We start from the raw sequence: 13,653 nt of genomic DNA on the forward strand, positions 1-13,653 counted from the left end.
AGGCTCTGGGAAATCAGACAAGCACCGAGGCGAAATCCCGGCCGACGGCATGCACCGCCGGCCGGAATCAGTGATCAGTTCTTGTCCTTGTCGACCAGCTTGTTCGCGCCGATCCAGGGCATCATCGCGCGCAGTTCCGCGCCAACCTTCTCGATCGGGTGCGCTGCGGCCAGTTTGCGCGCGGCCTTCAGCTCGGGCTGGCCGGCGCGGTTGTCGAGCACGAAGTTCTTGACGAAGCGTCCCGACTGGATGTCGGCGAGGACACGCTTCATTTCCGCCTTGGTTTCGTCGGTGATGATGCGCGGACCCGTGGTGATGTCGCCATATTCGGCGGTGTTCGAGATCGAGTAGCGCATGTTGGCGATGCCGCCTTCATAGAGCAGGTCGACGATCAGCTTGGTCTCGTGAAGGCACTCGAAATATGCCATTTCGGGCGCGTAACCGGCCTCGACCAGCGTCTCGAATCCGGCCTGGATGAGGTGGGTGACGCCGCCGCAGAGCACGGCCTGCTCGCCGAACAGGTCGGTTTCGCATTCCTCGCGGAAATTGGTCTCGATGATGCCCGAACGGCCGCCGCCAACCGCCGAGGCATAAGCCAGCGCGAGGTCGTGCGCATTCCCGCTCGAATCCTGATGGATCGCCATCAGGCAGGGGACGCCGCCGCCCTTCACATATTCGGAACGCACAGTGTGGCCCGGGCCCTTGGGCGCGACCATGATGACGTCGAGATCGGCGCGCGGCTCGATCAGGCCGAAATGGACGTTGAGGCCGTGTGCAAAGGCGAGCGTGGCGCCCTGCTTCAGATTGGCGTGGAGATCGTCATTGTACAGCGCAGCCTGATGCTCGTCGGGCGCGAGGACCATGACGACGTCCGCCCATTTCGCGGCTTCGACGTTCGAGAGCACCTTGAATCCGGCACCTTCGGCCTTTTTCGCGGTGGCCGAACCGGCGCGGAGCGCGATCGCGACTTCCGCGACGCCCGAATCGCGAAGGTTCTGGGCATGGGCGTGGCCCTGGCTGCCATAGCCGACAATGGCGATCTTCTTGCCCTTGATCAGACCCAGATCGGCGTCGCGATCGTAATAAACGCGCATAGTAATCAATCCTTTATTGGCAGAAAGTTCAGGCGGCGTCCTTGCCGCGGGAAATGGCGACGATGCCCGTGCGGGCGACCTCGACGAGGCCGACCTCGCGCATCAGCGAGACGAAGGTGTCGATCTTGTCCGAACCGCCCGTCACCTCGAAGACGAAGCTCGACGTGGTCGCATCGACCACACGCGCACGATAGACATCGGCCAGGCGCAGCGCCTCGATCCGGTGATCGCCGCTGCCCGCGACCTTCACCAGCGCGAGCTCGCGCTCGACATGCGGGCCGAGCGCGGTCAGATCGACCACCTTGTGCACGGGCACCAGCCGCTCGAGCTGCGCGATGATCTGTTCCATCATAGGCGCCGAGGCGGAGGTGACGATCGTGATGCGGCTGATCAGATCGTCCTCGCTGATATCGGTCACCGTCAGGCTCTCGATATTATAGCCGCGCGCGGTGAAGAGCCCGGCGATGCGCGCGAGGACGCCCGCCTCGTTGTCGACGATGACGGCAAGCGTGTGCCGTTCCTGCTGTTCCTGCTTGATATGCATTGTTTCCCCCAGCGCCTCAGACCAGCGCTTTGGCTTCGTCGTCCATTTCGCCCGAAACCTGGTCGGACTGCAGGATCATCTCGGTATGCGCGGCGCCCGACGGGATCATCGGGAAGCAGTTGGCAAGCTTTGCCACACGGCAATCGACGATCACCGGCCCGGCCGTGTCGATCATCTGCGCGATGCCCGCCTCAAGCTCCTGCATGCCTTCGATGCGGATGCCGGTCCAGCCATAGGCCTCTCCCAGCTTCACGAAATCGGGCAGCGCATCGGAATAGCTTTCCGAATAGCGGCTCGAATAGGTGAGCTGCTGCCACTGCCGCACCATCCCCATATATTCGTTGTTGAGGATGAAGATCTTGACGGGCAGGCGGTACTGCGTGGCGGTTGCCAGCTCCTGGATGTTCATCTGGATCGAGGCTTCGCCCGCAATGTCGATCACCAGCGCATTGGGATTGCCGAGCTGCGCGCCGATCGCGGCGGGCAGGCCGTAGCCCATCGTGCCGAGGCCTCCCGAGGTCAGCCACTTGTTGGGATGCTCGAAATGGAAGTGCTGCGCCGCCCACATCTGGTGCTGGCCGACCTCGGTCGTGATGATCGGATTGCGCTTGTGCGTCGCCTCCCACAGCTTGCGGATCGCCTCCTGCGGCATGATCTCTTTGGTCGAGGCAGGATAGGCGAGCGACTTCTTCGCGCGCCATTCGGCGATCTGTGCCCACCATTTGGACAGGTCATTCTTCTGGTGCCCGCGCGTCTTCCAGATGCGGACCATGTCCTCCATCGCGCGGCCGACATCGGCCAGGATCGGCAGGTCGACATGGACGGTCTTGTTCATCGACGAACGGTCGATATCGACATGGACCTTCCGGGCATTCGGCGCGAAGGCGTCGAGCCGGCCCGTGACGCGGTCATCGAAGCGACTGCCGAGCGCGATGATCAGGTCGGCCTTGTTCATCGCCAGATTGGCTTCATAGGTGCCGTGCATGCCGAGCATGCCCAGCCACTGATCCGACGAGGCGGGGAAGGCACCCAAACCCATGAGCGTGGAGGTGACCGGCGCGCCCGTGATCCGCGCCAGTTCGCGCAGGATCTGGCTTGCTGCCGGGCCCGCGTTGATGACGCCGCCGCCCGTGTAGAAGACGGGCCGTTCGGCCGCGGCGAGCATCTCGACGGCGGATTCGATCAGCGACTGATCGGCCTTGACCTGCGGACGATAGGTCTTGTGCTGGATCGCGCCCGGCTTCTTGTACCGGGCAGTCGCGACCTGGACATCCTTGGGAATGTCGACAACCACGGGCCCCGGACGTCCCGAGGTCGCGATGTGGAACGCCTCATGGACGGTCTCACCGAGTTTCGCGGGGTCCTTGATCAGGTAATTGTGCTTCGAGCAGTGCCGCGTGATGCCGACGGTGTCGGCCTCCTGAAAGGCGTCGCTGCCGATCAGCGCGGTCGGAACCTGCCCGGTGATGACGACCATCGGGATCGAATCCATCAGCGCGTCGGTGATGCCCGTGACAGCATTGGTCGCGCCTGGCCCCGAGGTGACGAGGACGACGCCGGGCTTCCCAGTCGAGCGTGCATAGCCCTCGGCGGCGTGCGTCGCGGCCTGTTCGTGGCGGACGAGAATGTGCTTGAGGCGGCTCTGCTTGAACAGGGCGTCATAGATCGGAAGCACCGCGCCACCCGGATAGCCGAATACGACCTCGACCCCGAGATCGCTCAGGGCCTCGACCAGTATGTCCGCTCCGGACTTTTCCGCAGTCATCATTTCCTCCGACAATATGTACGCGCCCCGAAGCTGCCGCAGCGCAGCAAAGGCAAGGCGGGCTTGGCTAGTGGTAACAAATTAAACTGTCAACACCCGTTCGTATAATTTAATTGCAAAATCACTTGCCGCAGAGTCATCAAGTTTCACATTTGCGACAGGCCATTCCGCGGGTGGCTGGCGCGAGAACCAGGTGTACTGCCGTTTGCCGTACTGCCGCGTGGCGATCGTCCCGCGATCGAGCATGGCGTCGCGGCTTGTTTCGCCATCGAGCCAGGCCGAGATTTCGGGGACGCCGATGGCGCGCATGACGGGAAGCGCGGGATCGAGGTCGCGCGCCAGCAAGGCTTCCACCTCTTCGACTGCTCCATGCGATACCATCGCGCCAAAACGCCGTTCGATGCGTTCAAACAGCCAGTCGCGAGGGGGAAGCAGGATGAGCGGCACAAGGTCGATCTGATCCACAATCCCCCCTGTGCGCTCGGCCTGCCAATGCGAGAGCGGACGTCCGGTGGAACGGACGACCTCAAGCGCGCGGGCGACGCGCGTCGTATCGGCTGGCGCAAGGCGTTGGGCTGCTTGCGGATCCTCGCGGGCAAGCGCAGCGTGAGCTTCGGCAACGGCGAGGGCACGCACCTCGCGTCGCACCTCAGCGTCGATCTCCGGGACCGGGGCGATGCCGTCCAGAAGCGTGCGCAGATAAAGACCCGTTCCGCCGACCAGAATGGGAAGCGCGCCTTGCCGAGCCGCCCCCGCGATTTCTCGACGTGCATCTTCCGCCCATCGCGCCGCCGAACAGGCTTCGGCACCGTCTATATAGCCGAACAGGCGGTGCGGAACGTCGCCCATTTCGGCGGCATCGGGGCGCGCGGAGAGTATGCGCAGATCGGCATAGACCTGCGCGGAATCGGCGTTGATGACGACGGATGGCAGCCGCTGACCGAGATTTACCGCCAAAGCCGACTTGCCGCTGGCGGTCGGCCCCGCAATAAGCACGACCTTCTGACGCCGGGGAGTTTGAGTCTTGTTCATCGCCACGTTGATAGCCGAGGGTTTGCGCCAGAGCGACATGGACCGCGCCGCGCGCATGCTCGCCGACGCTGGCCAGGAAATTCTCGGGGCGGTCTGGATCGATGAGGGGACCGCGCTCGACCTTCGTTTTACGGGTGACCTAGAGACAGCACGGACGGCGCTGAAGCCGCTTCAGGGCGACATGGATGTCATCGTCCAGCCAGAGGCGGGGCGCGAGAAGAAGCTGCTGATCTCCGACATGGATTCGACGATGATCACGATCGAGTGCATCGACGAACTTGCCGATTATGCGGGATTGCGCGCCGAAATTTCCGATGTCACCGAGCGCGCGATGCGCGGGGAACTCGATTTCGAGGGGGCGCTCGACGCGCGCGTTGCGCTGCTCAAGGGCCTGCCCGCTGCGACGCTGGAAACCTGTTACCGCGAGCGCGTGGTGCTGATGCCGGGCGCGAGGACGCTGGTGGGCACGATGCGCGCGCGCGGCGCGCGCACCGTGCTCGTCTCGGGCGGATTCACCAATTTCGCCGATCCGGTCGCTGCGGACATCGGTTTCGATCGCGCCGTGTCCAACACACTGGGCTTTCAAGGCGATGCGCTAGACGGAACAGTGGCGCGCCCGATTGTCGGCGCGGAAGCCAAGCGCGCAACGCTGATCGAGGAGGTGGAACGGCTGGGACTGTCGGTTGCCGAGACTTTGGCGGTGGGCGATGGCGCCAACGATATTCCGATGATCGAGGCCGCGGGGCTGGGGGTCGCCTATCACGCGAAGGAAAAGGCGGCTGCGGCCGCGGACGCGCGCATCGTGCACGGCGACCTGACGACGCTGCTCTATGCACAGGGAATCGCACGCGAGGCGTGGATCGAGGATTAAGGCCTTACGGCGAGGCAGGGTTGCCCGGCGGCCTTTACCGCGCCGCACTGGCGATCGGCGTCCGCCTTGTCCGCGAAAGGCCCCGCCTGCAGCCGCGTCATCGCTCCCGCCTTGACGTAATGCGGTTCAAGGCTGCCGAGGCCCTTGATCCTGGGCTTGAGCCCGTTCCACAATGTGCGGGCGCGGGCGGCATCGCTGAATGCGCCCAGCTGGATCCGCCAATTGTCAGCAGCGCGTCTGGGTGCGGGTGCGGGTTCGCTGGGCTTCGGGACGGACGTCCGGACTTCGGCGATCCGAACGGGCTCGGCGGGCTTTGCAGGCGCTTGTTCGGCGCGGGTCGCGGGGACCGGCTTGCGTGGCGCCACGGCGGCCCAAGGCGCCGGTTCTCCGGGAACGGGGTAGGGCGCGCCGACCGGCTTGTTGGCCGCGGTGGCGGCGGGAGCGGGCGCGACAGGCCTGGCGTGGGCCACCTCGATCTCGCGGGCGAGCACCATTGCGCGCTGCCTTTCCTCCAGCGGCATATACTGGTCCATCTGCGCGAGCGCCTTGGATGCCTGAGGCAGCCCGGTGGCAGACGCGCGCGTCACCAGCGCATAGCCGCGAACCCAGTCCTTCGCGACAAAGTCGCCATTGAAGAGGGCCGCACCTAAAATATACTGGGCGCGCGGCTCGCCCCGGGCCACCGACTTTTCGAGCCAGGGCAGCGCTTCCAGGCGGCGGCCATTCTGGAACAGTGCCAGCCCGTAATTGTCCTCGGCCTCCACGTGCCCCTGCATCGCGGCGCGTTGATACCAATGTTCGGCCTGGACCAGATCGGCGGGGACGCCGCGCCCGAGCTTGTAAGCCTGTGCGAGATTGAACTGCGCGTCGGCATCGCCCTCGATCGCGAGCGGGCGCCACTGGTTCACGGCCTCGGCAAAATCGCCGTTGAGCCATGCATCGATACCCTTTTCGACATCGGCCGCCGCGGGAGCGGCCATCGCGAGACTCATGGCCGCGAAGCCAGCCCCGAGGAGCCATGCGAACGCCTTCATCGGATGCCCCCTTGCGCGCCGAACTGCGCCTTCGTCTAAACAGACTTTCTTAATCGCTTCTTAGCAAAAAATTATCCAAGTAAAAATCGGCGTTTGGCCGAATATTGTTTCCGGCCGTTAACCAGATTTTAGACGTCAGCATGTCACTTCTCCCCTGAAGGACAGAGCACGTCCCGAAAAAGTGTGACGCGGTTTTTCGGTCGGGACGTGCTCCGTCGATTGAATTGAGAGCCTTTCCTATCCTGCAAGGCAATTTCCGCCCTGCAGGGAAAGGCTCGGGGAGCCGAGGGGAAACTATGCGCGTTTTGGCAATGGCATCGCAAAAGGGCGGTTCCGGCAAGACGACCTTGTCGGGCCACCTTGCTGTGCAGGCACAGCTTTCGGGCGCCGGACCGGTCGTATTGATCGACATCGATCCACAGGGATCGCTCGCCGACTGGTGGAACGAGCGCGAGAGCGAATATCCTGCCTTCGCGCAGACCACGGTAGCGCGGCTCGCCTCGGATCTGGAAGTGCTGCGCCAGCAGGGCTTTCGCCTGGCGGTCATCGACACGCCACCCGCAATTACCATGGCGATCCAGAGCGTCATCACGGTCGCCGAGCTGATCGTCATTCCGACGCGCCCGAGCCCGCACGATCTCCGCGCCGTGGGCGCCACGGTCGATTTGTGCGAACGCGCTGGCAAGCCGCTGATCTTCGTGGTCAACGCGGCAACGCCCAAGGCAAAGATCACCTACGAAGCCGCCGTCGCGCTCTCGCAGCACGGCACGGTGGCACCGGTGACGCTGCACCACCGCACCGATTTCGCCGCTTCGATGATCGACGGCCGGACGGTCATGGAGGTCGATCCCAAGGGCCGTTCAGCCCAGGAAGTGATCGAACTCTGGTCCTATATTTCCGACCGGCTAGAAAAGAATTTCCGCCGCACCGTGTTCAGCGCGCCGCAGATGGGCGTCACCGCGGTTGCTCCGCGTCCGATGGGTGGCTTCGGTCGCCGCGTCATTGGCCAGTAAGGCGGGAGGTAATGATCATGGGTGAACCCAAACCCGTCGCTTCGCTTTCTTCGGGTCTGCTGGCGCGCAAAGGCCACGCCAAGCCCGCGATGCGTCCGCAAGGCTTCGGCGGTTTCGGCGGCTTCGGCGGCCAGGACGATCTTGGCTGGAACGACATGGGCCACGACGTGCCCAAGGCGGTTGCCTTCCCGAGTGGCGCCGAGCTCGACGAGCAGGCGTTTCCCGCGCAACCGGTGCCGCCTGTCGTGCTGCAGCGTGAGGAACTGGCTGAAGAATTCAACGCGGTCGAAGAGCAGTTCGACGAGGATGAGATCGAGGATGTCGCCTTCGAGGCGCCCATCCTGACCACGCGCAAGAAGTCGGATGCTCTGCCGGTGCCCCGCGTGGCGATCGCGCGCGCCAAGAAGGCGGTGCGCGGACGCAAGGGGAAGGCCGCGTTCACGCTGCGCCTCGATCCCGAACGTCATCTGAAGCTGAAGCTCGCTTGTGCGATCGAACGCGCATCGGCGCAGACGATCGTCACCGAGGCGCTCGACCGCTTCCTGGCTGAACGACCCGAGCTCGACGATCTCGCGCGCAAGGTTCCGGCCAACGCCGTAAAATGACCGATAAACGGGGGAATGACATGAACCGCACGGCAGTCCTCAAGATCGCGGCGACCGCGCTGGTCGTGGGCCAGGCACTGGTCGGGGGCAACCCCATGGTCAATCAGTTCGGCTCCGCTTTCGCCTCTGACGAGACCGATGCTGCGGCCTCGGCGGCCGATGCGGCAGCAGCGGCCGGTAACGCGCTCAGGGTTCGTGATTTCGACACCGCAATCGCCGAGGCGGAGCGCGCCGTGAGCATGAGCCCGCGCGAGCCGGCGTATCGTGCGCTGCTGGGGCACGCTTATCTGCAGGGCGGGCGGCTGATTTCCGCCGAGACCGCCTTTGGCGACACGCTCGCGCTCGATCCCGCAAATGGTCGTGCGACGCTTAGCCTGACGCTGGTCCAGATTGCGCTTGGCAAGCGCGACCTGGCGCTGGAAACGCTGCGCGGCGCCCAAGGGTCTATCGCCGATGCGGATCGCGGTCTCGCTCTGGCGCTGGCAGGCGAAACGAGTGCCGGTCTCGATATGCTCGAATCGACCGCGCGCGGCGAGGGTGCGTCTGCCAAGACGCGTCAGAATCTGGCGCTGGCACATGCGCTCGCCGGCAATTGGGGCAGGGCGCGCGTGATCGCGGCACAGGATATCTCTCCCGCCGACCTCAACCAGCGCATGGCTGGCTGGGTCCGTTTCGCGCAACCCGAAAACAGCTGGGATCAGGTTGCCACGCTGCTTGGCATCGCGCCGATCGAGGATTCGGGTCAGCCCGCGCGACTGGCGCTCGCACCGATTCCGGTGTCCGAGCAAGCCTATGCAGCCGCGGCGCCCGTGGCGCCCGCTTCGGAGCCCGAGGCGAATCCCGAGCCGATCAGGGTGGCGGTGTCGGATGCCGAAGGCACGCTGCGCCAGATCACCTTCGCGCCGCGCCAGGAAATCGTTCAGGCGCTTCCCGCAGGGGCGGTTCGCGCGGACCGCAGGCCGGTGAAGCAGGCGGCGGTCTCGGTTCCGGCACCGCGAGCGGCCGAAGGCGGGCGCTATGTCGTCCAGATCGGCGCATATTCGAGCGCATCGCGCGCCGAAGCAGCCTGGAACAGCTCGGTAAGCCGCTTCGGCGAACTCTCCAGCTATCGTCCCGTGGGCGACACCTATCAGCTCAACGGAGCTGCGGTTCACCGTGTCGCGCTTGGCGGCTTCGAATCGCGCGGCGATGCCGAGCGCGTCTGTGGACGCGTCAAGGCGAAGGGCGGCAGCTGCTTCGTGCGGGCCTATGGCAATGGCACGCCTGCGCAATGGGTCCAGCGCGCCATGGGGCGCGTCGCTTCACGCTAAACCAATTCCCGGTTTCGGGGCGGGGACGGGGCGGTCAGCCGACAGGCTGGCCGCCCTTCACCATATGCAGCACCCGACCCTGCACGGGCAGGCCGTCAAAGGGCGTGTTGCCTGCCCGCGCCTCCATGCGATCCGAATCGACCTTCCAGGGCGCTTCGGGATCGAGCACGATCAGGTCCGCGGGGGCGCCGACGACGATCTCGCCAGCCTCAAGCCCGAGCAGCTTCGCCGGATTGGCGGCAAGAAGCGCAAACAGCCGGGCGTGGTCGATGAGGCCATCGCGGACGAGCCCGAGCGCAAGCGCGAGCAGCGTTTCCGCACCCGCCATGCCCGGAGCCGCATCGGCGAAGGGCAGGCGCTTGTCCTCGGGGCCGCGAGGATCGTGGCCGGATCCGATCATGTCGATCGTCCCGTCGGCAATCGCGGCGAGTGCGGCCTGGCGATCGGCCTCATCGCGCAGCGGCGGCGACAGGCGCGCAAAGGTACGGAAATCCGAGATCGCGATGTCCGACAGCAGCAGGTGCGCGGGCGTGATGCCGCAGGTGACGCGGACGACACCCCGTGCCTTGGCGGCACGGATCAGATCGAATCCGGCCGCGGTCGTGACCTGACGGAAATGAATGGGGGCGTTTGCCACCTCGGCGATCGCCAGATCGCGCGCGATCGCCATCGCTTCCGAGATCGCAGGCGCGCACGGCAAACCAAGGCGGGTCGCGGTTTCGCCTGAAGTCGCGACCGCGTCGGCCACCATGCCGCTATCTTCGGGATGTGCGATGGTCGTCAGGCCCAGTGGCGCGGCGTAGGAAAGAACACGCCGCATCACGCCCGAATCGGCGATCCAGCCGCGTCCGGTGGCGACAGCACGCGCCCCGACAGAGCGCATCATCGCATATTCGGCGACTTCCTCGCCCCGCAGGCCGCGCGTGGCGGCGGCGATAGGGTGGACCCAGAGATGATCGGGTTTGCCTGAGGCCGCGGCGCGCTGGATGAGTCCGGGCTCGTCCAGCGGAGGAGACTGGTCGGGCATCAACGCGACTCGCGTGATCCCGCCTGCCCGGCACGCCGCCGGATCAACCGCGAAGACCGCCATGTCGATGATGCCGGGCGCGACGAGCTTGCCTTTAGCGTCGATCGTCTCGGCATCGGAGGGTAGGTCGAAGCCACCGATTTCGGCGATAACCTCGTCGCGGATGAGGATATTTGCGGCAACAGGCTCGCCACCGGGCAGCACGACGCGGCCGTTCACGATTGCGCGCACGCCGCTCATGCCCAGCCCTCCACACTACGCTTGCGTCGTGTCAGCACGTCGAGGCACGCCATGCGGACCGCTACGCCCATTTCGACCTGCTCGGTGATGGCCGAACGTTTGGGGTCATCGGCCACGATCGAATCGATTTCTATGCCGCGGTTCATCGGGCCGGGATGCATCACCAGCGCATCGGGACCCGCGCGTTCGAGCCGTTCGGGCGTGAGGCCCCATAATGCGTGATATTCGCGCGGCGACGGGATGAAGCCACCCGACATGCGCTCGTTCTGGAGGCGCAGCATCATCACGACGTCGGCGCCCTCGATCCCCGCATCGAAATCGGTGAACGCGGTGACGCCCATGCGCTCCACGGCAGGGGGCATCAGCGTCGGCGGAGCAATGACACGGACCTCGGCGGCCAGCGCGGTGAGCGCGAGAATGTTCGAGCGCGCGACGCGGCTGTGCAGAACATCGCCGCAGATCGCGACGCGAAGCCCGGCGATCCGACCCTTGCGGCGCCGGATGGTCAGCGCGTCGAGCAACGCCTGGGTCGGGTGCTCGTGGCGCCCGTCGCCCGCGTTGAGCACGGGGCAGTCGACCTTGTCCGCGATGAGTTGCACCGCGCCCGAACTCTGGTGGCGGATGACGATCACATCGGCATGCATGGCGTTGAGCGTCACCGCGGTGTCGATCAGCGTCTCGCCCTTCTTCACGCTCGACTGGGCGGCGTGCATGTTGACGACATCGGCACCGAGGCGCTTGCCCGCGATCTCGAACGACAACAGCGTGCGCGTCGAATTCTCGAAAAAGGCGTTGATCTGGGTCAGCCCGGCCAGCCGGCCGTCATGCTTGCTCGCCTTGCGGTTGAGTTCGACCCATTGCTCGGCCTCGTCGAGCAGAAAGGCGATCTCATGCGGCTGAAGCCCTGCGATTCCGGTGAGATGGCGGTGCGGAAAATTCTGCGCGCCGGTGAGGCCGTGCGCTGACGAAGAGTGTGTGTTTGACATTAAAGCGGCGGCTTACGCGGATGCGTTGCCGAGTTCAACCACCCGTCATCGCCAGCCCGTCGATTGCGCCCTGAAGAATATGCGCTGCCGCCAGTGTATCGACGCGTTCCGCGCGCTTTGCACGGCTCAGATCCGCCTCGATCATCACGCGTTCGACCGCGACGGTCGACCAGCGTTCATCCCAGAGCAGGATGGGAAGCCCGAGATCCTCGATATTGCGTGCAAAGGCGCGGGTGGACTGGCTGCGCGGCGATTCGGTGCCATCAAGGTTGAGCGGCAGGCCGAGCACGATCCCGACGACCTGCTGCTCCGTGATCATTGAAGCGAGCTTCGCCTTGTCCGCCGAGAATTTGGCGCGTTTGATCGTGCCGGCAGGGCTCGCGAAGCTCCAGCCCGCATCGCATAGCGCGGTGCCGATCGTCTTGGTGCCGAGGTCGAGCCCGATGAGCCGCCCGCCCGCTGGCAGGGCATCCCTGAACTCGCGCGAATCATTCGTGATCATTGCCCCTTATAGGCAGCGAGACGACGAACGGCATCGGCGCGGACATTCGCCCAGAACAGGCTGTAGTCGTAGACATGGTAATTGTTGCCGAGCAGCACATAGGGGCCGACTTCGGGCGGATCGCCGATCAACAGAAAACCATTGGGTCCGCAGCGCGCGGGCACAGCAGCCTTGGTCAGCGTTGCAGTCTTGAGGTCGTCGGATGGAACGAGCGTGCCCAGATTGGCCGCTGGAAGTGCGGCGGTTTCGGGCGCTCCGGTCACCGGATTGGTGCAGACCATCGCGGTGCCCTTGCGCGGCCTGCCGTCCAATCCCGTCGTCGAATCATAGGTTTCCTGGACGAGCGACGGATCGGCGGGCTCGGCAAAGCTCTGCCAGCTGAGCAGACAGCCTGACTGGTTCGGGCCTGTGCACTCGGGGAAACCCAGTGCCTTGAGGTCGGTGTCGCGCGAGACCGGCCAACCGACAACATATGCCGCGACCACCCGTTGGGCGACGGGTTTGCCCGCCACCTTCTCGTGAAGCAGCCGTGTCAGGTGAAGCGCGCCCTGGCTATGGCCAGCCAGAATGATGGGGCGGTCCTCGTCGATCTCGAACAGGAAGCGGTCGAACGCCGAGGCGACATCGCCATAGGCAAGGTCCAGCGCCTTCTGCACCTCCGCCTTGTCGGTCAGAAATGCACCGAAGGTCGCCTGCCGGTATCGCGGCGCCCAGATCTCGCCCGCCTCGTTGAAGGCGCTGGCTTGACCGCGCAGAAATACCGCGGCGCGGTCATTGGCTTCCTGGTTGTCGAGCGACGCGTTCCAGCTGGCCCGGTCCAGATAGGATGTCGGGTGGATGAAAAAGACCGCCGCCTCCGGTTTTGCGCCGGGCTTGAAGCCCTCGGGCGTCCACAGGGCAGGATTGTCCGTCGTCTTGTCGGGGCGCGCCAGCCACATCTCGGGTCCTGCATAGGCGCTCATCTGCACGCCGGGCTGGGGAACGAATTTGGTCGTGGGGACCATCGCGACGCGCATCATCTGCACCCCGAAAAGGCGGTAGGCGAAGGTGGCGGCAATGGCGAGCATGATCAAAATCGCAATCAGATAGAGGAACTTGCGGGCCAAGGAGCATCCTTCCTTTTGTGCAGTGCAACATAAAACGGGCTGCGCGACAATTTCGTTCCTCTGCCGGACGGATGCCCGCTGCGCAATTGCCAAGCCGTGCAGACGATGTGGAGGGCTGCATGAAATCTCCACTGGATTCGTGTCGCCGTCCGAACGACAGTGCCGCCAGCGAGGGAGGATGAAAGCGTGATATCAGAAACGGATAGCGAACGCGCCGACTGGAACGTGCGCCCCTGGCTGCTTGCCGCAATGGGCGCCTTTACCGGTGCGATCATTCATCTGATCCTCGGCGATGACAATTTCAGGCCTGAACTGCTCAGCGCCTTGAAGACCGCAAGCGTAGCATTCGTCGGATCGCTCACGATATTGATCGGCTTCACGCTCGAGCGCGAGCGCTGGCAATGGTCGATCATCTTCGCCTTCATTGCCGCGCTGGCGATCGGGCTGATCCTCTACTGGAACGGCGCGCCCGATCAGTGGAGCGGGGGCGATGGCTGGCGCGTCGTCTGTATCTTCCTGTCGGT

At 64.9% G+C, this 13,653-nt stretch carries 13 protein-coding genes and 1 pseudogene; 5 read left to right on the forward strand and 9 right to left on the reverse strand.

Annotation, left to right across the window (positions count from 1 at the left end):
- Positions 1-74: 74 nt before the first annotated feature.
- From ilvC to miaA, 4 genes are all read right to left on the reverse strand, one after another.
- On the reverse strand, positions 75-1,094 hold the full coding sequence (gene ilvC, locus MKI88_RS09070) for a ketol-acid reductoisomerase (RefSeq protein ID WP_241631016.1): 1,020 nt from the start codon (positions 1,092-1,094) through the stop codon (positions 75-77).
- Positions 1,095-1,122: 28 nt separating this feature from the next.
- Entirely contained in the window at positions 1,123-1,638 is a 516-nt protein-coding gene (gene ilvN / locus MKI88_RS09075; protein WP_241631017.1) for an acetolactate synthase small subunit, read from the reverse strand.
- Between the two features lie 16 nt (positions 1,639-1,654).
- A complete protein-coding gene (locus tag MKI88_RS09080; RefSeq protein ID WP_241631041.1) occupies positions 1,655-3,403 on the reverse strand; it encodes an acetolactate synthase 3 large subunit in 1,749 nt (582 codons plus the stop codon).
- 81 nt (positions 3,404-3,484) lie between these two features.
- On the reverse strand, positions 3,485-4,435 hold the full coding sequence (gene miaA, locus MKI88_RS09085; RefSeq protein WP_241631019.1) for a tRNA (adenosine(37)-N6)-dimethylallyltransferase MiaA: 951 nt from the start codon (positions 4,433-4,435) through the stop codon (positions 3,485-3,487).
- On the opposite strand from miaA, the gene serB reads away from it, so the two are divergent.
- Positions 4,428-5,306, forward strand: coding sequence for a phosphoserine phosphatase SerB (gene serB, locus MKI88_RS09090; protein WP_241631021.1), 879 nt, complete (start codon positions 4,428-4,430; stop codon positions 5,304-5,306). The genes miaA and serB overlap by 8 nt on opposite strands.
- Here the strand turns inward: serB and MKI88_RS09095 are convergent.
- Positions 5,303-6,340: an SPOR domain-containing protein gene (locus MKI88_RS09095; RefSeq protein WP_241631023.1), complete on the reverse strand. Its 1,038-nt coding sequence runs from the start codon at positions 6,338-6,340 to the stop codon at positions 5,303-5,305. The two genes, serB and MKI88_RS09095, sit on opposite strands and share 4 nt — an antisense overlap.
- 296 nt (positions 6,341-6,636) lie before the next feature.
- Here MKI88_RS09095 and MKI88_RS09100 point away from each other — a divergent pair, with 296 nt between their 5' ends.
- The 3 genes from MKI88_RS09100 to MKI88_RS09110 are packed head-to-tail and all read left to right on the forward strand — an operon-like array spanning position 6,637 to position 9,268.
- A complete protein-coding gene (locus MKI88_RS09100; RefSeq protein WP_241631025.1) occupies positions 6,637-7,353 on the forward strand; it encodes a ParA family protein in 717 nt (238 codons plus the stop codon).
- Between the two features lie 17 nt (positions 7,354-7,370).
- On the forward strand, positions 7,371-7,958 hold the full coding sequence (locus tag MKI88_RS09105) for a hypothetical protein (RefSeq protein WP_241631027.1): 588 nt from the start codon (positions 7,371-7,373) through the stop codon (positions 7,956-7,958).
- 20 nt (positions 7,959-7,978) lie between these two features.
- Positions 7,979-9,268 carry an SPOR domain-containing protein gene (locus MKI88_RS09110; protein WP_241631029.1) on the forward strand — a complete coding sequence of 430 codons (1,290 nt, stop codon included), beginning with the start codon at positions 7,979-7,981 and terminating at the stop codon, positions 9,266-9,268.
- 34 nt (positions 9,269-9,302) lie between these two features.
- On the opposite strand, the gene MKI88_RS09115 is transcribed toward MKI88_RS09110, so the two are convergent.
- Genes MKI88_RS09115 through MKI88_RS09130 form a run of 4 tightly spaced genes read right to left on the reverse strand, consistent with a single transcriptional unit; the run spans position 9,303 to position 13,129 of the window.
- A complete protein-coding gene (locus tag MKI88_RS09115; protein WP_241631031.1) occupies positions 9,303-10,535 on the reverse strand; it encodes a dihydroorotase family protein in 1,233 nt (410 codons plus the stop codon).
- Positions 10,532-11,521, reverse strand: coding sequence for an aspartate carbamoyltransferase catalytic subunit (locus tag MKI88_RS09120; RefSeq protein ID WP_241631033.1), 990 nt, complete (start codon positions 11,519-11,521; stop codon positions 10,532-10,534). Before MKI88_RS09120 ends, MKI88_RS09115 begins: the two co-directional genes overlap by 4 nt.
- A gap of 34 nt (positions 11,522-11,555) precedes the next feature.
- Positions 11,556-12,023, reverse strand: a complete 468-nt coding sequence (ruvX, locus tag MKI88_RS09125) for a Holliday junction resolvase RuvX (protein ID WP_241631034.1) — start codon at positions 12,021-12,023, stop codon at positions 11,556-11,558.
- Positions 12,020-13,129 carry a DUF3089 domain-containing protein gene (locus MKI88_RS09130; RefSeq protein ID WP_241631035.1) on the reverse strand — a complete coding sequence of 370 codons (1,110 nt, stop codon included), beginning with the start codon at positions 13,127-13,129 and terminating at the stop codon, positions 12,020-12,022. The genes ruvX and MKI88_RS09130 overlap by 4 nt, the downstream gene beginning before the upstream one ends.
- Positions 13,130-13,315: 186 nt before the next feature.
- Between MKI88_RS09130 and MKI88_RS09135 the strand changes: the two are divergent.
- Positions 13,316-13,653: pseudogene (locus MKI88_RS09135) on the forward strand (hypothetical protein); the annotation flags it as partial.

Source organism: Sphingomonas sp. LaA6.9, assembly GCF_022601895.1.
Lineage (GTDB): Bacteria > Pseudomonadota > Alphaproteobacteria > Sphingomonadales > Sphingomonadaceae > Sphingobium_A.

Coding starts and splice junctions, on each gene's coding strand:
- MKI88_RS09105 (WP_241631027.1), top strand. CDS start 7,371: ATGGGTGAACCCAAACCCGTCGCTTCGCTTTCTTCGGGTCTGCTGGCG.
- MKI88_RS09115 (WP_241631031.1), bottom strand. CDS start 10,535: ATGAGCGGCGTGCGCGCAATCGTGAACGGCCGCGTCGTGCTGCCCGGT.
- miaA (WP_241631019.1), bottom strand. CDS start 4,435: ATGAACAAGACTCAAACTCCCCGGCGTCAGAAGGTCGTGCTTATTGCG.
- ruvX (WP_241631034.1), bottom strand. CDS start 12,023: ATGATCACGAATGATTCGCGCGAGTTCAGGGATGCCCTGCCAGCGGGC.
- MKI88_RS09095 (WP_241631023.1), bottom strand. CDS start 6,340: ATGAAGGCGTTCGCATGGCTCCTCGGGGCTGGCTTCGCGGCCATGAGT.
- ilvC (WP_241631016.1), bottom strand. CDS start 1,094: ATGCGCGTTTATTACGATCGCGACGCCGATCTGGGTCTGATCAAGGGC.
- MKI88_RS09110 (WP_241631029.1), top strand. CDS start 7,979: ATGAACCGCACGGCAGTCCTCAAGATCGCGGCGACCGCGCTGGTCGTG.
- ilvN (WP_241631017.1), bottom strand. CDS start 1,638: ATGCATATCAAGCAGGAACAGCAGGAACGGCACACGCTTGCCGTCATC.
- MKI88_RS09120 (WP_241631033.1), bottom strand. CDS start 11,521: ATGTCAAACACACACTCTTCGTCAGCGCACGGCCTCACCGGCGCGCAG.
- MKI88_RS09080 (WP_241631041.1), bottom strand. CDS start 3,403: ATGACTGCGGAAAAGTCCGGAGCGGACATACTGGTCGAGGCCCTGAGC.
- MKI88_RS09100 (WP_241631025.1), top strand. CDS start 6,637: ATGCGCGTTTTGGCAATGGCATCGCAAAAGGGCGGTTCCGGCAAGACG.